We start from the raw sequence: 23,226 nt of genomic DNA on the forward strand, positions 1-23,226 counted from the left end.
TGGAGTGAAATGACCGCGCCATCCCGCCGCAGTGCCCGTACGAACCCCGTCACGGTGACCCCCCGATGGCAGGGAGGCAGCCTGCCGGCCCTGGTGCTCGGCACCGGCGCGGCCGACCTCGTGTCCTGGCTCCCGGGCAACACGGAGACCGTCACCCGGCTCGCCCACGACAGCGGTGCCGTGCTCTTCCGGGGCTTCGGCATCGACTCACCGGAAGCCTTCCGCAGTGTCATGGCGGCGCTCTCCCGCGACGTACTGGACTACGGCGAGCGCTCCTCGCCCCGGCACGAGATCACCCAGGGGGTCTACACCTCCACCGACCACCCCGCCGACCAGCACATCGCCCTGCACAACGAGCAGTCGTACACGCTGGACTGGCCCGTGCGGATCGTCTTCTGCTGCCAGCGGCCGGCCACCACCGGCGGCCGCACCCCGCTCGCCGACAGCAGACGGGTGCTGGCCCGGCTCGACGCACCGACGGTCGCCCGCTTCCGGGAGCTCGGTGTGCGCTACGTCCGCAACTACCTGCCCGGCATCAGCCTGAGCTGGCAGGAGGCGTTCCAGACCGGCAGCCGTGCCGAGGTGGAGACGTACTGCGCGCAGCACGACATCTCCTGCGAGTGGGTGAGCGACGAGCAGTTGCGGACCTGGCAGGTCCGGCCGGCGATCCGACGGCACCCGGGTACCGGGGAGGAGACCTGGTTCAACCACGCGCTGTTCTTCAACAACGCCGCGCTCGCCGACGAGGTGGGCGACGGGCTGCTCGCCGCGGTGGGCGAGGAGAACCTGCCGTACCACACCTACTTCGGGGACGGCAGCGCGATCCCGGCACGGACCGTCGCCGCGATCCGGGAGGCCTACCGGGCCGAGACCGTGGGATTCGACTGGCAGCAGGGCGACGTCCTGCTCGTCGAGAACATGCTCGCCGCACACGCGCGGGAGCCCTTCGAGGGCCCGCGCCGCATCCTGACCGCGATGGCGGACCGATGGTCCTCGGCCGCGGAGACCGGAGCCGCCCGATGACCCCCGGTCCCGTACGGCGGCGTCCGCGCACCGGCGCCGACCCGATCCGCCGCTCGTTCGTCGACGACGACTTCTGCCTGGTGCTGCGGAGCGACGACGGCGCTCCGCTGGCACCGTACGTGGCGGCCCACCGCGAGGAGATCCTCGCCGACCTCGACCGGTACTGCGCCATCCTGTTCCGGGGCTTCTCGGTGCCCGACCCGGAATCGTTCGGGGCCGCCGCCCGCGGGGTCAGCCCCGACCTGCTCGGGTACCTGGAGCGGGCGGCACCGCGCGACGAAGTCGCCGACAAGGTCTTCACGTCCACGGAGTTCGCCTCCGACCAGGTCATTCCGCTGCACCACGAGATGAGTTACGCGCACAACTGGCCCAGCCGGCTGTACTTCTACTGCGACCTCCCCGCGGAGACCGGCGGCGCCACCCCGCTGGCCGGCGAGCGCCGGTTCACCCCGCGGCTGCCGGCGGAGATCCGCGAGCGGTTCCTGCGGCACGGCGTGATGTACGTGCGCAACTACGGCGAGGACCTCGACCTGCCCTGGCAGGAGGTGTTCCAGACCTCGGACCGGGCCGAGGTCGAGGCCTACTGCCGAGCGTCGAACACCGAATTCCACTGGACCGGCGGCAACGGGCTGCGGACCCGCGCCGTGCGTCAGGCGATGGCCACGCACCCGCGCACCGGCGAGCAGGTGTGGTTCAACCACACCCATCTGTTCCACGTCTCCAACATGCCCTCGGAGGTGGCGGAGACGCTCATCGGCGAATTCGGCCTGGAGGGGCTGCCCCGCAACGCCTACTACGGCGACGGCTCACCGATCGAGCCGGGCGTCGTCGAGCTGATCCGGAACCTGTACCAGGAGACGGCGGTCTCCTTCCCGTGGCAGCGCGGTGACGTCCTGATGGTGGACAACTTCCTGGCCACGCACGGCCGAGAGCCGTTCACCGGCGAGCGCCGGACCCTTGTTGCCATGTCGGATCTCCATGTGAATCGAGCGCTGCCGTGTCCGTAACCGAAAGCTACCGACTCTCGACCCAGCAGCGCTGGCACTGGGCCCACGACCGGGACGGCCGCGTCACCGCAGAGCTGCGGACCGCGACGCCCCTAGACCGGGACAGGGCCGGGCGCGCACTGTCCGCACTGGTCGCCCGGCACGAGACGCTGCGGCTGCGCATCGGTGACCTGACCGGCACCGGCATGCCGATCCAGGTCGTCGACGAGGACACCGTGCTGCCGGTCCGCGACGCCGAAGGGGCCGCCGACGCGGCGCCGGTGACCGTGACCCTCGCGGCGGACCGGCTGACCGTCGACGCCTCGGTGCTGGTCGCCGACCGGGAGAGCCTGACCCTGTTCCTCGACGAGTTCGCGGCGCACTACCTCGGCACGCCGCCGGCCGAGGACCCCGACCGCATCCAGTTCCTGGACGTCGCCGAGTGGCAGGCCGACGAGGCCTCCGGCGACGTGCCCCCGGCGCCCGGCGCCGTCACCTCGGTGACGCTGCCGCACCGGGACGACACGCCCGCGGACCTGACGATCGAGTGCCCGCTGCCGGACGCCGACCCGGAGCCGCGGGTGCTCGGGGCCTGGCTGCGGGCGCTCGGCCGCTACCTCGACCCGGGCACCGAGCCGCTCGCGATCGCCTGGTACGACTCGGGCCGCCACCCCGACGGAACCACCGGGGTGATCGGGCCGCTCGGCTGCTTCGTCGTGATCGACCTGCCCCGGGACGCCGACGACACCGCCCTCGCCCCGCTGCTCACCGAGGCCCGCGGCCGCAGCCTCCGGGTCGCTCCGCTGGACCGGACCGCGGCCGCCGGATTCGCCATGCATCCGCAGCCGGGCGCCGAAGCGCTCACCGCGCTGGGCGCCGAGGACGTGTCGGTGCGCTCCGCGCCGCCCGCCACCGGCCCGCACCTGGAGTGCGTCGTGGCGGACGACCGGCTGCGGCTGACGCTCCACACCGCCGGGTCCGGCACCGCTGCGGCGGCCGGGCGGATGCTGCTCGAATCCGTGGTGGCAGAGCTGGCCGGCGGCGGCGCCGGGCCCACCGAGACCCGGGCACTGGCCCGCTGGGCGGGCGTGGCCGGCCCGTACGCCGGGCAGACCCTGGTGGACCTGCTCGACGACGCCTTCGGCGCGGCGACGGGGACGGACCCCGCGGTGATCGCCCCCGACGGCACACTCACCTTCGCCGAACTCGACCGCGCCGCGGACGCGATAGCCGGCCGGCTCCGCGAGCGCGACGTCCGCCCCGGAGACCGGGTGGTCGTGCTCGGCGAACGGTCCGCGTCGGTGATCGCGGCCTTCGTCGGCGTGCTGCGCGCCGGTGCGGTCTACGTCCCGCTCGACCCGGTCCACCCCACCGCGTGGCTCGCCGCCCAGGCGCGGGCGGTGGACGCCGCACTCGTGCTGGGCACGCCCGGCGGGGCGGCGCTGCGCGCCCTCGCCGCGCAGCTGCCCACACTGGCGCTCGACGGCACCGCCCCGGCGACCGGCGGCGAACGCGTCCGGCCCGGGCCGCAGGACCCGGCGTACATCATCTTCACCTCCGGCTCGACGGGTGCCGCCCGGCCGGTGGTGGTGGAGCACCGCAACGCGGTCGGCCTGTACGGGGCCCTCCAGGAGACCGTCTACGCCGACGCTCCGGACGGGCTGCGGGTCGCGGTCAACGCGTCGCTCGGCTTCGACGCCTCGGTCAAGCAGCTGCTGCAGCTCGCGGCCGGGCGCACCCTGTGCCTGGTGGGCGAGGAGACCCGCCGGGACGTCCCGGCCCTGCTGGACTGGCTCGCCGGGCACCGGGCCGGGGTGCTCGACTGCACCCCGTCGCACCTGCGTCTGATCCTCGACGGCCGGGAGCCCGGCCAGCGCCTGCCGGAGCTGCTCCTGGTCGGCGGGGAAGCGGTCGACGAGACGCTGTGGCAGGAGCTCGCCGGCCTCGACGGGGTGCGTGCGGTGAACCTGTACGGCCCGACGGAGTGCACGGTGGACGCCACCTGGGCCCGCGTCGACGCGGCGGACACCCCGTCCATCGGCCGGCCGCTGCCCGGACTCCGGGTCCACGTGGTGGACCCGAAGGGCCTGCCGGTGCCGCCCGGCTGCGCCGGCGAACTCGTGGTCGCCGGACCCCAGGTGGCCCGCGGCTACTGGGGCGACGACGAGGCCGACGCCGCCCGCTTCACCGAGATCGACCAGGTCCGCGCGTACCGCACCGGGGACCGGGTCCGGTTCCTCGAAGACGGCCGGATCGCGTACCTGGGCAGGCTGGACGACCAGATCAAGATCAATGGGCACCGTCTGGAACCGGGCGAGGTGGCCGCCGCCCTCCAGGCGCATCCGGCCCTCGCCCGCGCGGTCGTCGACCGGCGGCCGGCACCGGGAGCCTCCACGGCCCCGGACCGGCTCACCGCCTACGTGGTGCCGCGGCCGGAGGCGACCTCCGGACTGCTGGACGACCTCGTCGGGGTGAACCCGCACGAGACCCGCTACCTCTTCGACGAGATCTTCGTCCAGCGCACCTACCTGCAGGGCGGCATCACACTGCGCGAGAACGCCGTGGTGCTGGACGTGGGCGCGAACATCGGCATGTTCGCCCGCTTCGTCGACGCGACCTGCCCCGGCGCGCGGATCCTGGCGTTCGAACCGCTGCCCGAGCCCTACGAGCTGCTCAGGAAGAACGCGCAGGGCCGCCGGAGCCGCATCGAACTGTTCCCCATCGGCCTGTCCGACCGGGCCGGCACCGCGTCGTTCACCGTGTACCCCGGCTACTCGATGATGTCCGGACTGGCCGCGTACGCCGACCCGGCCGCGGAGCTGTCGGTGGTCAAGCGCTTCCTCACCAACCGGCGCGACGAGGCCCTGTTCGGCGAGGTCTCGGAGGTACTGGCCGAACGGTTCACCCCGAACACCGAGCAGGTCACCCTGCGCCGTCTCTCGGACGTGCTCGCCGAGACCGACGTGACCCGTGTCGACCTGCTCAAGATCGACGTGCAGCGGGCCGAGCTCGACGTCCTGCACGGCATCGACGACGCACACCTCGCACTCGTCCAGCAGATCGCGCTGGAGGTGCACGACGACACCGGCGGCGCCCCGGACGGCCGGACCGCGCAGATCGCGGAGTATCTGCGCGCCCGCGGCTTCGACGTGGTGACCGAACAGGACGAACTGCTCGTCGGCACCGACCGGCACGCCGTCTACGCGGTCCGCCCGGAGTACCGCGACGACCCCCGGCCGATCACCGAGCCGCCCCTGGCCGTACCCGACGCGGCACTGCTGCGGCAGTGGGTCGCGCAGCGGCTGCCGGAGCCGTTCGTCCCGGCCGACGTGGTCTACCTGGACGAACTGCCGCTGACCGCCAACGGCAAGGTCGACCGCGCCGCGCTGCCCGCCCCCGGGCGGCAGGACCGGGTCGTCACCGGGCCCGCCACCGACGACGAACGCGCGCTCGTCGCGGTCTGGGAAGAGGTGCTGGGCCGTACCGGGATCGGCGTGGACGACGACTTCTTCGCGCTGGGCGGGGACTCGATCCGGGCCATCCGGATGCGGGCGGTGGCCGGGCGTGCCGGGCTGCGGTTCCCGCTGCGCACGGTCTTCCGCGCCGTGACGATCCGGGCCCTGGCCGCCGAGATCACCGGCCACGAGGACACCGGCGGGGAGCCGGCCGCTCCCGAACGGAACGCCTTCGACCTGATCGACCCGGCGGACCGCGGGCAACTGGCCGGCGACGTCGTGGACGCGTACCCCATGACCGCGCTGCAGCTCGCCATGGTGTACCACGCCGAGACCTCGCCGGACAGCGACAGCTACCACGTCGTCACCGTGGTCACGGTGCGCGGCGAATGGGACCCGGACGCACTGCGGACCGCCGCCGACCGGCTGGCCGCCCGCCACGAGGCGCTGCGTACCTCCTTCGACCTCGCCGGATACCGGACGCCGCTGCAACTGGTGCACGAACGCGTCGAGATCCCCTGCCGCGCGGAGGACCTGACCGGGCTCACCGAGTCCGGGCGCGAGGAGCGGGTCGCCGGGCTCGTCGCGGAGGAACAGGCCGCGCACTTCGACTGGCGGGCACCGATGCTGCGGCTGACCGCGCTGCGGACCGGCCCGGACACCTTCGAACTGGTGCAGACCCACTTCCACGGTGTACTCGACGGGTTGAGCCTCCAGCTGATGACCGAGGAGCTGCTCGCCGAGTACGACCGCTGCCGGCTCGGCCGGCAGGCGGAACCGGCGCCGACGCTGCCCTACCGCCGCTATGTCGAGGCGGAGCTCGCCGCGCAGACCGACGAGGACACCCGCCGGTACTGGCGCGAGTCCCTGGCCGGGGTCCGGCCGCTGCTCCTGGCCGGCAGCGTCCGCCCGCGGATGAGCCGGGCGCACGTCATCGAGTACGACGAGGTGCCCGCCGAGGTGTTCGGCCGGGCCGCCGAGGCGGCCCGGGTGCCGGTGAAGTCACTGCTGTTCACCGCGCACGTACGGGCACTGGCCGCCGCGGCCGGACGCGACGACGTGGTCACCGGACTGGTGATGAACGGGCGTGTCGGGGAGGAGGGCGGCGACCGGACGCTGGGCCTGTTCCTGAACACCGTGCCGGTCCCGGCGACGGCCGCCGACGGGCCGGCCGACCTGTGGCGGGCCGAGCAGGCCCTGATCGGCCACCACGCCCTTCCGCTGGTGGACATCCAGCAGTGCGGCACCGGCACCCCGCTGTTCGACACGTTCTTCAACTTCGTCCAGTTCGAGCCGGCCGGCAAACCGGACGGTGCCCAGGTGATCCGGGAACGCGACCGCGTCACCGACGTGGGCTTCGCGATCGCCACCCACGCGGAGATCGCCGACGGACGCCTGCGGGTGACCGTCCAGTACGACCCCGAACCGGTCGGCGCGGACCTGCTCGACACCTACGCCGGCGCACTGCGCGCCGAACTGGACGCGGCCGTCGCGCCGATGCACACCGTGGAGGACCCCCGATGAGCATTGTTCCGCGCAAGCGGCGGCAGCGGCCGGACACCGCCGGACCGGCCGCCGCGCCGTCCGGGCAGGACCGGCCGCTCTCGGCGGCGCAGCAGCACCTGTGGCTGATGCACCGCCTGCACCCGGACAGCTCGCTCTACAACATCCCCCTGCTGCTGCGGCTGCGCGGCCCGCTGGACATCGGTGTGCTGCAACGGTGCCTGCGCGACGTCGTCGCCCGGCACGACATCCTGCGCACCCGGTTCCTGGACCGTGCCGGCGTGCCGGTGCAGGTGGTCGCCGAGGGCGCCCACGTGCCGCTGCCGGTCCACGACACAGCCGCCGACCCCGACCGGGACCGGCGACTGCGCGAGGTGCTCGACGAGGAGACCCACGCGCCGTTCGACCTGGCCCGCCAGGCCCCGCTGCGGGCGGCCGTGGTGCGCTGCGGCCCCGAGGACCATGTGCTGGCGCTGACGTTCCACCACATCGTCTTCGACGGCTCCTCCGCCGCCGTGCTGCTCTCCGAACTGAGCGAGCTGTACCCGGCACACCTCGCGGGCCGGGCGCCCGTGCTGCCCGAACTTCCGGTGCAGTACGCCGACTTCGCCGAACGCGCCCGGTCGCAGGAGTTCGACGAGCAGCTGCGCTACTGGCAGGACCGGCTGGCCCCGCTCCCGCCGACGCTGCAACTGCCCACGGACCACCCCCGCCCAGCGGTGCAGAGCTACCGCGGATCGGTCGCCGAGTTCGAGATGGACGCGGAACTGGCCCGCCGGGTCGAGGAGTTCGGCCGGGACCGGGGCGCGACCCCGTTCGTGGTGCTGCTCTCCGCGTTCTTCGCGCTGCTCGCCCGCTACACCGGCGAGCGGGACCTCGCCGTCGGCATCCCGGTGGTCCGCCGCCCCGACCCCGATCTGGACGATCTGATCGGATGCTTCGTCAACACCCTGGTGATCCGGGTCGACGTCGCACCCGACCTCGGCTTCGACGACCTGGTCACCGCGGCCGCCGAGGCGGTCTACGGCGCCTTCGAGCACATGGACGTGCAGTTCGACGAGGTCGTGCAGGCGGTGCAGGCCGACCGCGACCCGAGCTACTCACCGCTGGTGCAGGCCAGCTTCGGGCTCCAGACCGCCGAGCTGACCGGCGAGCTGAGGCTGCCGGGCATCACCGTGGACACCCTCACCGACACCCAGGTCTCGGCCAAGTTCGACCTCAGCCTGGACCTGATCCAGCAGGGCGACGTCTTCCGCGGCGAGATCGAGTACGCCGGGGACCTGTTCACCGCGCGGACGGCACAGCGCGCCGCAGGCCACTGGGTGCAGCTGCTCGGCGCACTGCTCGACGCCCCGGACACCCCGCTCGCCGCGCAGCCGATGCTGACCCCGGCGGAGCGCGAGCAGCAGCTCACGGTCTGGAACGACACCGCGCTGGACATCGGCGACCCGCTGACCATGCCGGAGCTGTTCGACGCGCAGGCGGCCCGTACACCGGACGCACCCGCCGTGGTCAAGGGCTCCGACCGGATCGACTACGCCGAGCTGGAGCGCCGGGCCAACCAGCTGGCGCACCTGCTGCGCAGCCGGGGCGTGGACGCGGAGACCCCGGTCGGCGTGTGCATGGAGCGCGGCGTGGACGTCGTCGTCGCCTTCCTCGGCGTACTGAAGTCCGGTGGCGTCTACGTACCGCTCGACCCGGACTATCCGAGCGACCGGCTGGAGTACATGCTCGGCCACGCGGCCGTGCCGGTCGTGGTGAGCACCGCCGCCACGGTCCGCGAGGTCCCCGTGCCGGCGGGCGCCGTGCTGCTGCTCGACGAGGAACGGGCGGCACTGGAGGCGATGCCGGCGACCGCGCCCGAGGTCACCATCGACCCGGACCAGCTGTCGTGCATGTTCTACACGTCCGGCTCCACCGGCACACCGAAGTGCGCGATGGTCACGCATCGCAACTACGCGAACTACTTCCGCTTCTGGGAGCACACGTATCTGCGGGACACGCCGATGCGCTCGCACCTGCAGATGACCAGCTTCGCCTTCGACATCTTCGTCGCGGACGCGACCCGGGCCCTGTTCAGCGGGGCGAAGCTGGTCGTCGTCCCGCACGAGACGGTGATGTCCCCGCCCGATCTCCACGCCCTGATGGTGCGGGAGGAGGTGAACAGCGCCGAGTTCATCACCCCCATCCTCGCGGCGCTGGCGGACCACCTCCAGGACGCAGGCCTGCGGCTGGACTTCCTCGACCTGCTGGTGGCCGGCAGCGACATCTGGTACTCCCGGGACTACCTGCGGATCCGCGACCTCTGCCGGGACGACACCCAGATCGTGGCCGCGTACGGGCTCAGCGAGACCGCCATCGACAACGCCACGCTCGCCCGGCACGAGGGCCCGACGAGCGAGGACGGCATCGTGCCGATCGGCCGGCCCACGGCCAACACCCAGCTCCACGTGCTCAACGAGCGGCAGCAGCCGCAGCCGGTCGGGGTGCCGGGCGAACTGTACGTGGGCGGGGTGGGCGTGGGCCGCGGCTACCACCGGGACACCCGGCTGACCGCGAGCCGGTATGTGCCCGACCCGTTCTCGGGCGTGCCCGGGGCCCGGATGTACCGCTCGGGCGACCTGGCGAAGTTCCGCCCGGACGGGGTGCTGGAGATCCTCGGCCGGATCGACAACCAGGTGAAGGTCAACGGCTTCCGGATCGAGCTCGGCGAGATCGAGTCGGCGCTGCGCGGGCACCCGGCGGTCGACAACGCCGTGGTGGTGGTACGCCCGACCGCGGCCGGCGGCGACGCACGGCTCGTCGGCTACGCGACACTGCTGGACGGCGAGGCCGCGGTCGACCTGGTGACCTACCTGACCGAGTGGCTGCCCGCCTACATGATCCCGTCGGTGATCATGGTGCTGGACGAGCTCCCGCTCAACGCGAACGGGAAGATCAACCGGCGGGCGCTGCCCGAGCCGGCCACCGCCGACGACGGCACCGGCGACTACCTGCCGCCCCGGACGCCGGTCGAGCGCCGGCTCTCGGAGATCTGGGCGGAGGTGCTGCGGGTCGACCGCGTCGGCCGCAACGACAACTTCTTCGCCCTCGGCGGCAGTTCGCTCATGCTCACCCAGGTCGCCTCGCGCATCCGGCGCTCGCTGCACTGGGAGGTGCCGCTGCGGACCATCTACCAGTACCCGACGGTCGCGTCGCTGACCACGGAGCTGACCACCCGCGCGGACCAGGGGCAGGAACAGGCCATCGCCACCGTGCCGCGCGACGGGGCGGCGCTCCCCGCGTCGCCGGCCCAGGAACAGCTCTGGTTCCTCGACCGGCTCAACGGCGGCGACGTCAGCTACCACGTGCCCGTGGTGCTGCGGCTGAACGGGCCACTGCGGGCGGACGCGCTCGAAGAGGCGGTGCGCTCCCTCGTCGCCCGGCACGAGATCCTGCGTACCGTCTTCTCCTGGTCCGACCGCCGGCTGCACCAGACGGTCGTGAAGGACCTCCAGGTGCCGCTGGGCCGCCGCGACCTCTCCCAACTGCCCCCGGCCCAGCGAGCCGAGGCGCTCGGCATGCTGATCCGGGCCGACGAGCGGGAGCCGTTCGACCTCGCCCGCGGGCCGCTGATCCGGACCATGCTGATCACCCTCGGCGAGCAGGAGCACGTGTTCCTGCTGACCCAGCACCACATCGTCACCGACGGCTGGTCGTCGTCGGTGCTGCACAAGGAGCTCGGCGAGTTCTACGCGGCCGCCGTCCAGGACCGGGCGCCGGCCCTGCCGGAGCAGCGGATCCAGTACGCCGACTTCGCGGTGTGGCAGCGCGACTGGCTCGCCGGGCCGGACGGCCGGCGACAGCTCGCCTACTGGAAGGACCGGCTGACCGGCGCGCCCGAGGTGCTGGCCCTGCCGCTGGACCGTCCGCGGACCGCCGGCGCGGGAGGCGTGGACGGGGCGAGCGTCACCGTCACCGTCCCCCCGGACGTCCACCGCGAACTGCTCGGCCTCAGCCGGGCGCACGGCGTGACGCTGTTCATGACCCTGCTGGCCTCGTTCGGCGTGCTGCTCGCCCGCCGCACCGGGCAGGACGATCTGGTGATCGGCACGCCCACCGCCGGTCGCACCCGGCTGGAGCTGGAGCCGCTGCTCGGCTTCTTCGTCAACACCGTGGGGCTGCGCATCGACCTCGCCGGGGACCCGGCCTTCGCCGAGGTCCTCGACCGGGTGCGGGAGACCGCCCTGGGCGCGTACGAGCACCAGGACGTGCCCTTCGAACGGGTGGTCCAGGAGATCGGCCCGCGGCGCGACGCCCGCCACCACCCGCTGTTCCAGGTGCTGTTCGGGGTGGACGACGAGGAGGACGCCGATCTCACCCTGCCGGGGCTGGAGGTCTCGGCGGTGCCGACCGAGTACTCGACGGCCAAGTTCGATCTGGACCTGGCGGTCGAGCACGCCGGGAGCGAGCTGCGGGCCTCCTTCGGCTACCGGACCGACGTCTTCGACGCCGCCACCGTCGAGGCGATCGCCGCGGGCTGGCTCCAGGTGCTGACCGAGGCGGCGCAGCACCCGCAGTGCCGGGTCGCCGAGTTCGGCCTGCCCTGGTCGGCCGGGGACTCCGGGGACGCCGGGGCCGAGCGCGCCGACGACGACGCCGCGCCGGACACGGCGGTGCTGCCGGCCGTCGCCCGGATGTGGGAGCAGCTGCTGGACCTGGAGGAGATACGTCCCGACGACGACTTCTTCCAGCTCGGCGGACACTCGTTGCTGGCCATGGACATCACCCTGACCCTCTCCGACCTGCTGGACCTGACGGTGCCGGTACGGGCCGTGTTCGAGCACCCGACCCTGGCCGGCTTCACCGCCGAGGTGTGGCGCCGGGCCCGGGAGGCGGGCATCGACGACCTGGCCGAGCGGCTCTCCGCCGACGAGGGCGACACCGGGTGGTGACGATCGCCGAGCGGTTCCGGACGCAGGCCGCCCGGCACCCGGACCGCATCGCTCTGGCCGAGGACGGGGAGGTGCGCACCTATGCCGAACTGCTCGCGGACGCCGAGGCGTTCGCGAGCGGGCTGGCCCGCACAGGAGTGCTCGGGGGCGAGCTCGTCGGCATCGCGGGCGAGCGGTCGGCCGGGTACGTCACGGCGGTGGTCGGCACGGTGCTGGCCGGCGCCGGGTACGTGCCGCTCAACCCGGCCTACCCGGCGGCCCGGCTGGGACGGATCGTGGCGAAGGCGGGGCTGCGCCTCGTGGTGGGTACGGGCGACGGGACCGCACCGGACGCGTCGGCCGTCCCGGCACCGGCGCGGCTCGTCACGGCGGCACAGGTGCGCGACGCGGAGGACGGCGGTGCCGCCCCGGCCGCGCCGGACGAGAACGTGCCGGCGTACGTCATGTTCACCTCCGGCAGCACCGGCGAGCCCAAGGGCGTGGTGGTCGGCCAGGCCGGAGTGATCCGGCTGGTCTGCGGCGCGCGCTACGCCGGCTTCCGCGCGCAGGACCGGATCGCGCACGGCGCCGCCCCGGAGTTCGACGCGGCCACCCTGGAGATCTGGGGCGCCCTGCTCAACGGCGCGGCCCTGCACATCGCCACCACGGAGACCATGGCCCGTCCGGCGCTGTACGGCGCGTTCCTGCGGCGCGAGCGGATCACGTTCGCCTGGTTGACCGCGCCGCTGTTCCACCGCATGACGGATCACGACCCGGCCATGTTCGCCGGCCTCCGGACGCTGATCACCGGCGGCGACGTGGTCTCGCCCCGGCACGCCTCCCGGGTGCTCGGACACTGCCCCGGGCTCGACCTCTACAACGGGTACGGGCCGACCGAGAACACCACGTTCACGACCGTGCACCGGGTCACCCGGCCGGTGCCCGAGCCGATCCCGATCGGCTCCGCGATCGAGGGCACCGCCCTGTTCGTCTGCGACGACCGGGGCGATCCCGTCCCGGACGGCGTCGAGGGGGAGCTGTGGGTCGGCGGGGACGGCGTCGCGCGGGGGTATCTGAACGACCCGGAACTGACCGCGACCCGTTTCCGCGACGGCCGGTACCGCACCGGTGACCGGGTCACCCGGGACGCGGCGGGCGTGCTGCACTTCCACGGCCGGGCCGACCAGCAGGTCAAGATCGCGGGAAACCTCGTGGAACCCGCCGAGGTCACCGCGGCCCTGCGCACACTGCCGCAGGTGCGGCGGGCGCACACGATCGCCCGCCGGGACGCGGCGGGGGAGGCCCGGCTGACCGCGTACGCGGTCACCGACGGAACCGGCGCGGGCCCCCTGCGGTCGGCGCTCGCCCGGCTGCTCCCCGGGTATCTGCGGCCGGCGCACCTGATCGTCCTGGACGAACTGCCGCTCGGACCGTCCGGCAAGGTGGACAACGCCCGGCTGCCGGTGCCCGCCGACGTGGCCGGGGAGACGCCCGACGAGGGCGAGCCGACCCTGCCCCGGCTGTGGGCCGCCGCGCTCGGCTGCCGCACGGAGGACCTCGACCCGGACAGCGACTTCTTCGACGCCGGCGGCGACTCGCTGAAGCTGGCCCGGCTGCTCGACCTGATCGACCGGCGGATGGGGCGCAGCCTCCGGTTCGCCGACGCCTACGCGGCAAGCACACTGCGCGGGATGGCCCGGCGGCTGGCCGACGCCCCGGCGGGGGTCGGGCCGATCCCGGCCGGCACCGGCCCGACCGGGGTGCCCCACCCCGGCCAGCGCGGCCTCTACGCCCTGTGGCAGGCCCGACCCGCCTCGCTCGCCTACAACATCCCGGTCCGGATCGACTTCGACGGCCCGGTGGACCCCGAGCGGCTGCGCGCCGCGCTGCGGACCCTGGTCCGCCGGCACGACGCCCTGCGCACCCGGCTCTTCGTCGATGCCACCGGGCTGCGCCAGCAGGTGCTGGACGAGGCGGAGCTGGAGTGCGAGACCGTACCGCCCGGCGATCCGGCCACGGAACTCGCCGGATTCATCAGGCCGTTCGACCCCGCGGTGCCGCCGCTGATCCGCGCCCGGCTCGCCGGTCCCCGCCTCTATCTCGACCTGCACCACCTGATCGCCGACGGCGTCTCGGTGCGCGTACTCGTACAGCAACTGCTGGAGCTGCACGAGGGAGGCGCCGTCGCCCGGCCCGCGGTGCGCTGGCCGGACGCGGCCGCGTGGTGCGCCGAACGGGCCGGCCGCGACCACGACCACTGGCTCGGCCGGCTGGACGGCATGCCGGGAGCGGGCACCTTCGTCACCGACCTTCCGCGCCCGCCGCGCCCCGGGGACACCGGTGCGCGCGTGCGCCGCGACCCGGTGGCCACGTCCCTGCTGACCCGGGTCGCCCGGTCGCACCGCACCACCCCGTTCGTGGTGCTGCTCGCCGCGTACGCGACCACTCTGCTCCGGACCGGCGGCCTGACCGGCCTGGTGATCGGCGTGCCGATGCACGGGCGGTCGCACCCCGATCTGGCCGACACGGTCGGGATGTTCGTCACCACCGTGCCCATACCGGTGCGCACCACCCCCGGCATGCGGCTGGCCGACCTGGTGGCCGGCCTCGACGCCGAGCACCGCCGGGCCCTGGACCGCCAGCACTTCGCGTTCGATGACCTGGCCGCCGCCCGGGGCGGGCGGCCGGGCACCCGCAATCCGCTGTTCGACGCGTTCCTGGCCCTGCAGAACATGGACATCTACGCGTTCGCCGCCGGGAACCTGAGCGCCCGCCTGGAGCTGCTGCCGACCGGCAGCCCCCGGTTCGACCTCAACCTCCAGGCCCACGCCCACCCGGACCGCCTCGTCGTGGACCTGGAATACGCCACCGACCTGTACGCGCCGGACTCCGCCACCCACCTCCTGGACGCCGTGCTGGCCGCGGTCGCGGAGCTCGACACCGCGCCGGACGGTCCGGTGCTGCGCGGCACGGCAGCCCCAGACCACGCCGACGAGGCAGATTTCGATTTCGGAGCGATGCAGTGACCAATGTGATCGCCGGGCGGGCGTTGCACGAGTTCCCCGAGGAGACGTCGTACTGGCTCCGCTGGATCGACGCGCTGCCCGAAGCCACTCTGCTCTGCCGGGACCTGCTCCGGACGGAACGGGACGACCGGCCGACAGCGACCGCGACGGCCGCGCTCGACCCCTCCGTGGTCGCGCGGACGACCGCGCTGACACGTGACGACCCCACCCTGCTCCAGGTGCTGACGACGGCGGTGACCGCGCTGCTCGCTGCCGTGCGGACGGACACCAGGGACGTCTGCGTGCTGGCCGACTCCGGCGGACGGGTCCTCCCGGTGCGGATCGTCGTCGACCCCGGGCAGACCTGTCGGCAACTGCTGTCCGACGTGCGCAGGACGTACCTCACCGGGGCACGCAACCTCGATGCGTCACCCGAGGCGCTGCTCCGGCGCGCGGGCGTCGTCCCCACCGACTTCGCCGTCGTGGCCGCGGACACGGAGCGACTGCCCGCCGGGAGCACCCTGGGCCTCTCGGTGACGGCCGGCCGGCTGTCGCTGCGCTACCGCACCGATCTGTTCCTGGCGTCGACGGCCGACCGGCTGGCACGCGCGTTCACCGCGATCCTCACCGGGCTGCTCGACCCGGTCGGACCGGGCACGGTGGGCCCCCTGCTCACCTCCATGGACCCCGCCGAGGCCGAACTGCTCGCCGCGGTCAACCGGACCGGCCGGCCCCGGACCGAGGGCGTCCTCCTGCACCACGGCCTGCAGGACGGGGCCGCGCGGTTCCCCGACCGGGTGGCGGTACGCGACGACGGCACCACCTACGCCGAACTCAACCGGCGGGCGAACCGGCTGGCCAGGCGGCTGCGCGAACTGGGCACGGAACCCGGTGACATCGTCGGGATGGCGGTGCCCCGGTCCACGGACGAACTGGTGGCGCTCTACGCCATCGTCAAGGCGGGCGCCGCCTACCTGCCGGTCGACGTGGCGCTCCCGCCGGCCCGGATCCGGCACATGATCGAGGAGAGCCGGGCGCGGATCGTCGTGGGCACGCAGTGCCCGGGCGCCGAGGTGCTGGTCGATCCGGCCGACCCCGGGCTCGCGGCGCTGGACGGCGGGGACCTGCCGGACCTCACGGGCGAGGACGCCCTCGCCTACGTCATCTACACCTCCGGGTCGACCGGCACGCCCAAGGGCGTGATGATCGAGCACCGGGCCATCGTCAACAGACTGACCTGGATGCAGCGGGCCCATCCGCTCGTCGAGGACGACGTCGTCCTCCACAAGACGCCGGTCTCGTTCGACGTCTCGCTCTGGGAGATCTTCTGGTGGTCGATGGCCGGCTGCTCGGTGAGCACCCTGCCGGTCGGCGCCGAGCGCGAACCGCTGGCCATCCTGGAACGCGTCCGGGAACACTCCGTCACCACGCTGCACTTCGTCCCGTCGATGCTCCAGGCGATGCTGCCGAGACTCCGGGGCAGGCGCCCCGAGGGACTGCGGCGCATCTTCACCAGCGGGGAGGCGCTCAGCACCGGGACCGTCCTGCTGCTGCGGGAGCTGTACCCGGACGGCGGCCCCGCCCTGATCAACCTGTACGGACCCACCGAGGCGGCCGTCGACGTCACCCACTACGACTGCACCGGCCACGACGCGCGCCGGCCGGTCCCGCTCGGCGTCCCGATCGACAACCTGCGCCTGCGGATCCTGACCCGGGACGGCCGGCCGGCCCCGATCGGCGTACCGGGCGAGCTGTACCTGGCCGGCACCGGACTGGCCCGCGGCTACCTGCGCGCCCCCGCGCGTACCGCGGAGCGCTTCGTGCCGGACCTCCAGGAACCCGGCGAGCGCGCCTACCGGACCGGCGACGCCGCCCGGTGGCTGGAGGACGGCTCGGTGGAGTACCTGGGCCGGCTGGACACCCAGGTGAAGATCCGCGGGCACCGGATCGAACTCGGCGAGATCGAACACGTCATGCGCGGGGTGGCGGGCGTGCGGGACTGCGCGGCCATCGCCGTCGACGGGACGCTGCGAGGGTTCGTGGTCGCCGACGGGCCGGACAGCGAGGCCACCGTGCGGACCGCTCTCACCGAGCGGCTGCCGGCGTACGCGGTGCCCGCGACGATCCTGCGGATCGACGAGATCCCGTGCACCCCGAACGGCAAGCGGGACCTGAAGGCCCTGGCCGGGCTGCGCAGGCGGACGGGGGGCGGCGCGCCTCGCGGCGAGGTGGAGACCGCCCTCGCCGGAATCTTCTCGGGCGTCCTCGGCGGCCGGCCGGTCGGCGCCGAGGACAACTTCTTCGATCTCGGCATCGACTCCATCAAGTTCATCGGCGCTCTGGCCGCGGCGCGCCCCGCCGGCCTGGACTTCACGCTCCAGGAACTGTTCGCCCATCCGACCGTGGCCGCGCTGGCCCGGGTGGTGCGCCGGGTCTCCGAGGTGGACGAGGACCCGCCGGCGGTGCCCTTCGCCCTGCTCACCGGCGACGACGCGCAGGCCGGGCTGCCCGCCGACGCGGTGGACGCCTACCCGCTGACCCACCTTCAGCGCGGGCTGCTCTACGAGGTCGCCACCCGGGACGCGGCGGTCTACCACGACGTGTCCGGGTACCGGTACGACGGACCGCTGGACCGGCCGCTGTTCCTGCGCGCGGCACATGACGTGGCCGGGCGGCACCCGGTGCTGCGCGCCTCCTTCCACCCCGGGCGGCAGCCGGTCCCGGTACAGGTGGTGCACCGGGCGGCCCCGGACTGGTGCCGGTTCGTCGATCTGTCCGGCTTGACCGGACCGGAGCAGCGCGCCCACCTCGAAGGGGCGGTCGAGGAGGAGCTGCGGGCAGGCTTCCCCGACTGCACCCCCGGGCTGGTCCGTATGCGGGTCTGCGACCTGGGCGGTGACCGCCGGCACCTGCTGCTGAGCTATCACGCCGCGGCGCTCGACGGATGGAGCGTGAACCGGCTGCTGCACGACCTCTTCGTCCGGTACGGGGAGCTGACCGGCACCGGCGCTCCCGCCGGGTCCGACGAGCCGGTCGGCTTCGAGTGCTTCGTCGCGCTGGAGCGCAGCGCCGTGGAGTCCGACGAGCACCGCGCGTACTGGCGCGGTGTGCTCGACGGCGCCGAGCTGACCGGGGTGCCCCGGCTGCTGGACCCCGGCCTGGACCCGGCACAGACACTGCGCACCTTCGACGTTGCGCTGGACGCCGGGCTCGGCGCCGAGCTCATGGCCGTCGCCGGCCGGACCGGCGTACCGCTGAAGTCGGTGCTGATGGCGGCGCACCTGGCGGTACTGGCCTTCGTGTCCGGCCGCCTCGACGTCACCACCGGGTACGAACTCAGCGGCCGCCCGGAGAAACGGCACGGGGACACCACCCTCGGGCTCTTCCTCAACACCCTGCCGCTGCGGGCGCGGACCGACGTGGACAGCTGGACCGAACTGATCCGCCGGGTCCACGAGTCGGAGGTGGAGCTGCTGCCGCACCGGCGCTTCCCGATGGGCGAGCTGGTCCGGGAGGCGGGCCGCGACCTGTTCGAGGTGGTCTTCAACTACACCCACTTCCATGTGCTGGACGACCTCGACCGCCGGCACGGGTTCCGGCTCCGCCGGGTCGCGGTGCACAGCCAGACCGAGTTCCCGCTGCGGGCGGAGTTCTTCCGGGACGCCCTGGACGGCACGGTCGGCCTGAGCCTGCACTACGACGGTTCGGCCTTCGGCGCACCGCAGATCGACCGGATCGCCGGCTACTACCGGACCGCCCTGCGACTGCTGGCCGACGACCCCCGGCAGTCCCCGGCGGCGCGTTCACTGATGGACGACGCCGAGGCACGGGAGCTGGCCGCCCTGCGGACCGGGCCGGCCCACGAGGTGCCGGGCGGGACGGTGCTCGACCGGTTCGCCGGCACGGTCGCCGCCCGGCCCGACGCCGTCGCGGTCGACCACGGGGCGGCCGCGCTCAGCTACCGCGAGCTGGACCGGGAGTCCCGCCGGCTGGCCGCCGGACTCGAAGCCCGGGGCGTACGGCCGGGCGAGCCGGTGGGCGTCCGGATGACGCGGGGCCTGCCGTGGGCGGTGGCCGTGCTGGGCATCCTCCGGGCCGGCGCCGTCTACCTGCCCCTGGCGCCGGGCGATCCGGACGAACGGGTCCGCCGCATGGTCCACCGGGCCGACTGCCGGACGGTGCTCACGCCGGCGGAGTACGAGCTGGTGCTCAAGGAAGGAAGTGCCCGGACGCCGGACGCCACGGCCCCGGCCGTGTCCGGCGACGACCCCGCCTACGTCATCTTCACCTCCGGCTCCACCGGTGAGCCGAAGGGCGCCACGGTGACCCACCGCGGCATGCTCAACCACCTCCAGGCCAAGATCGTGGACCTCGCGCTCGACGGCTCCGACGTGGTGGCCCAGACCGCCTCGCAGTGCTTCGACATCTCGGTCTGGCAGCTGCTCGCGGCCTGGCTCACCGGTGGCCGGTCGGTCGTCGTCGACGACGTGGTCGAGCCGGCTGACCTGTGGCGGACGGTCCGCGACGCCGGGGTGACCGTCCTGGAGGTCGTGCCGTCGCTGCTCGACGCCCTGCTCGACGACCCGGGACGGCCCGCCGGACTCGGCCCGCTGCGCCACCTGATGGTCACCGGCGAGGCCTTCCGGCCGGACCTGGCCCGGCGCTGGTTCGCCGCGTACCGGGTGCCCATGGTGAACGCGTACGGGCCGACCGAGGCCTCCGACGACATCACCCACCACATCGTCACGGAGCCGGTGGACGCCGAGCGGGTGCCGGTGGGGCGCCCGGTCCTGAACACCACGCTCCATGTGGTGGGGGAGAACGGGGCGGCGGTCCCCATCGGCACGATCGGCGAGATCCTGGTCAGCGGCCCGGCGGTCGGCGCCGGATACGTCAACGACCCGGAGCGGACGGCCGCCGCCTTCCCGCCCAACACCCTCGACGACACCTCCCCCCGCCTCTACCGCACCGGCGACCTCGGCCGCTGGCTGCCGGACGGGCTGCTCGACTGCGTCGGCCGGCGGGACCAGCAGGTCAAGGTGCGCGGCTACCGGATCGAACTGCCGGAGATCGAACAGGCACTGACCCGGGTGCCCGGCGTCACGGCCGCCTTCGTCTTCGTCCACCGCCAGGGGGAGCGGCGCCTGCTGGTCGCCCGGTACAGCGGCGGGACCGGGCTCGACGCGGCCGGGACACGGGCCGAGCTGGCCCGCGAACTCCCCGGCTACATGCTGCCCGACGTCATCGGACGGCTCCCGGTGGTGCCGCTGAACGCGAACGGCAAGGCGGACCGGCCGGCCATCGCCGCGCTGCCGCTGCCGGAGACGGAACGGCACCGCCCCAGACCGCCCGCGACGGCGGCCGAGCGGGAGGCGGTCGCACTGTTCGCGACCGCCCTCGGCCTGCCGGCCGAAGCCGTCGGCGCCGACGGGGACTTCTTCGACCTGGGCGGCCACTCGCTGAGCGCGATGGCCGTGGCGGCCCGCTCCGGCGGCCGGTTCGGCGTACGCGACCTGCTGCGGCACCGCACGGCCGAGGCACTGGCACGGGCCTCCGCACCGGCCGGCGACGGCCTCCTCGCCGAGCTCGCGACGGATGACCGGCCGGAGCTGACCGTGGTGTGCTTCCCGTACGCGGGCGGCTCCCCGGTCGGCTACCTGCCGCTCGCCGAGGCCGTGCGGGAGCGGCTGCCCGTCCGGTTCCTGGTGCTGGACCTGCCGCCGGGGACCGACCCGGACCCGCACCGGATGATCGACACCCTGGTCACGGAGCTGGACCGGGTGCCGGGCCCGCTCACCCTGCTGGGCCACTGCGCGGGCGCCGGGCCCGCGCTGGCCCTCGCCCACCGGCTGCCGGCCGAGCGCGTGGCGTCGGTCGTCGTCGTGGGCAAGACGATCAAATCGGCCGACCCCGCGGACCATCCCGTGCGCGAGGTGCTTCAGGCGCCGGACGAGACGGTCCGGCAGTGGGTGGTGCCCGGCACGGAGGCGGGCGACCGGCCCGCGCCGACACCGGACGAGGTGGCCGCCCTGCGCCGCGACACCGCGCTCGGCAACGTCCTCCTGGCCGGTCTGCTGCGCGACGGCAGGCCACTGGCGCGGCCGTTCACGGTCCTCGCGGCAGAGGACGACCCGGTGACACCCGATCTGCCGGGCACCGTGCCGAACTGGGCGCTGCTCGCGGCGGATCCGCGCGTGGTGACCCTGCCCGACGGTGGCCACTACCTCAACCGGACCCGGCCCCGACTGCTTGCCTCCCTGCTCACGCCCGCCACGGAGACGCCACATGAGCAACCCGACCGTGCCTGACCCGGGCGAGGACTTCGTCCCGCTGACCGGACTGCTGCCGCACGCCGGGCTGTGGCTCAAGCTGGAGTCCCGCAACCCGGCCGGGTCGATCAAGATGAAGACCGCGACCGCCATGATCGAGGCGGCCGAGCGGGCCGGGCTGCTCCGGCCCGGCGCCGAACTGATCGAGTCCACATCGGGCAACCTCGGCGTCGCGATGGCCGCGATCTGCGCGGCCCGCGGCTACCGCCTCACCCTGGTGACCGACCCCAACAGCAACTACCGCAGCGTGCAGCAGATGCGGGCGCTCGGCGCCGAGGTGGTGGTCATCGAACGACGGGACGACAACGGCGGCTACCTCGGCTCCCGGATCTCCTACATCAGCCTCCGGCTGGCCACCGAGCCCGGCCTCATCTGGCTGAACCAGTACGCGAACCCGGCAAACGTGGCGGCCCACCGCGACGGCACCGCGGCCGAGATCTGCGAGCGGTTCGGCGTACCCGACCGGCTGTTCGTCGGCGTCGGCACCTCGGGCACACTGATGGGCTGCCTGGAGCACTTCCGGGACCACGATCCCCGGCCGGCCGTGGTCGCGGTCGACGTGCTGGGCTCGGTCACCTTCGGCGGCGCGCCGGCCCGCCGGCTGATCCCCGGCATGGGGGCGAGCCGGATTCCGGAGATCTTCGGCCCGGGGGCCTACCGCCGGGTGCTGGTCTCCGAACGGGACACCATCGTCGCCTGCCGCCGGATCGCGGCCCGCTACGGCCTGCTCGTCGGCGGCTCGACCGGCACCGTGGTCGCGGCGGCCATGGCCCACGGGCATCGGGTGCCACGGGGCAGCCGGGTGCTGGCGATCTCGCCGGACCTCGGCAACGCCTATCTGGACACCATCTACGACGACGGGTGGGTCGCCGCCCACTTCGGTGACGAACTGCTGCGGGACATCGCGAGACCGGCGCGCGGACCGGTCCACGGAGAGCTGAGGCCTGTCCCGTGACCACCGGTGGGCGCACGGCGGAAGCCGCGGCGTCCCGGACCACGGACAGCCCCTATGGAAAGCGAGAACATGACTACGACGACTTTCTCGGTGGTCGGCGGACCCGCCGTACGCGCGGCTCTGGCCGGTGCCGAGCAGGACGTGATCGACCGGGTGCGCGAGGCGTACCTGCTGCACGACGCGGGGCGGACGGTCAACCCGGACAGCTACTTCCTGCGGTTCCCCCAGAAGCCGGACAGCCGGATCATCGCGCTGCCCGCCTTCCTGGGCGGCGAGGCCGAGACCGCCGGGATCAAATGGATCTCCAGCTTCCCCGGCAACCATGACCGGGGACTGCCCCGGGCCTCCGCGGTGCTGGTGCTCAACGACTACCGGACCGGGTACCCCAAGGCGCTGCTGGAGTCGGCGACGATCAGCGCCGCCCGCACCGCGGCATCCGCCGCACTGGCGGCCCGGGTCCTGCGGGACACCCCGCCGCGCAGCTGGGGCGTCATCGGCGCCGGAGTGATCGCCCGGGAGATCTGCCGCTACCTGGCCGCCGCCACGACCGCACCGCCGGTGGTGCACTGCCACGACCTGAACCCCGGGGCGGCCGAGCGCTTCGCGGCCGAACTCCCCGGCGGCCGGGCCGCGGACCTGGCCACCGCGTGCGACGCCGACGTCGTCGTCCTCGCCACCACGGCGCTGCGCCCCCACCTGCCGGCCGACCTCCGCTTCCGGCCCGGCCAGCTGGTCCTGCACGTGTCGCTGCGCGACCTGGAGCCCCAGACCCTGCTGCACGCCGACAACATCGTCGACGACGTGGACCACTGCCTGAAGCAGAACACCTCGCCGCATCTGGCCGAACAACTGCTCGGCGACCGGTCGTTCGTGACCGGGACGCTCGCCGATGTGCTGCGCGGGGACGTCACCCCGCGCGCCGACCGTCCAGTGATCTTCTCCCCCTTCGGCATGGGTATCCTCGACCTCGCCGTGGGCCGGTTCGTGCTCGACCGCGCCGTCGCGGCGGGCACTGCCACCGAGATCTCCGACTTCTTCGCCCCGAATGGAGCGTGAC

General features: G+C 73.7%; 8 protein-coding genes. All 8 read left to right on the forward strand.

The annotated features are described in order from the left end of the window. Positions 1-9 precede the first annotated feature (9 nt). The 8 genes from ACGF8B_RS03985 (at position 10) to sbnB (ending at position 23,225) form a co-directional block, all read left to right on the forward strand. Complete coding sequence (locus ACGF8B_RS03985) at positions 10-1,023, forward strand: TauD/TfdA family dioxygenase (RefSeq protein ID WP_392734563.1); 1,014 nt, start codon at positions 10-12, stop codon at positions 1,021-1,023. Next, complete coding sequence (locus tag ACGF8B_RS03990; protein WP_392734565.1) at positions 1,020-2,030, forward strand: TauD/TfdA family dioxygenase; 1,011 nt, start codon at positions 1,020-1,022, stop codon at positions 2,028-2,030. The genes ACGF8B_RS03985 and ACGF8B_RS03990 overlap by 4 nt, the downstream gene beginning before the upstream one ends. Then, complete coding sequence (locus ACGF8B_RS03995; protein WP_392734567.1) at positions 2,021-6,988, forward strand: amino acid adenylation domain-containing protein; 4,968 nt, start codon at positions 2,021-2,023, stop codon at positions 6,986-6,988. The genes ACGF8B_RS03990 and ACGF8B_RS03995 overlap by 10 nt, the downstream gene beginning before the upstream one ends. Beyond that, entirely contained in the window at positions 6,985-11,901 is a 4,917-nt protein-coding gene (locus ACGF8B_RS04000; protein WP_392734569.1) for an amino acid adenylation domain-containing protein, read from the forward strand. Before ACGF8B_RS03995 ends, ACGF8B_RS04000 begins: the two co-directional genes overlap by 4 nt. Beyond that, on the forward strand, positions 11,895-14,906 hold the full coding sequence (locus ACGF8B_RS04005; protein WP_392734571.1) for an amino acid adenylation domain-containing protein: 3,012 nt from the start codon (positions 11,895-11,897) through the stop codon (positions 14,904-14,906). The genes ACGF8B_RS04000 and ACGF8B_RS04005 overlap by 7 nt, the downstream gene beginning before the upstream one ends. Continuing rightward, positions 14,903-21,193, forward strand: coding sequence for an amino acid adenylation domain-containing protein (locus ACGF8B_RS04010; protein WP_392734573.1), 6,291 nt, complete (start codon positions 14,903-14,905; stop codon positions 21,191-21,193). The genes ACGF8B_RS04005 and ACGF8B_RS04010 overlap by 4 nt, the downstream gene beginning before the upstream one ends. Continuing rightward, complete coding sequence (sbnA, locus tag ACGF8B_RS04015) at positions 21,171-22,169, forward strand: 2,3-diaminopropionate biosynthesis protein SbnA (protein ID WP_392734575.1); 999 nt, start codon at positions 21,171-21,173, stop codon at positions 22,167-22,169. Before ACGF8B_RS04010 ends, sbnA begins: the two co-directional genes overlap by 23 nt. A gap of 69 nt (positions 22,170-22,238) precedes the next feature. After that, positions 22,239-23,225, forward strand: a complete 987-nt coding sequence (sbnB, locus tag ACGF8B_RS04020; protein ID WP_392734577.1) for a 2,3-diaminopropionate biosynthesis protein SbnB — start codon at positions 22,239-22,241, stop codon at positions 23,223-23,225. Position 23,226: the final 1 nt, after the last annotated feature.

Origin of the sequence: Streptomyces sp. NPDC047917 (assembly GCF_043204345.1) — a bacterium.
Classification (GTDB): Bacteria; Actinomycetota; Actinomycetes; order Streptomycetales; family Streptomycetaceae; genus Streptomyces; species Streptomyces sanglieri.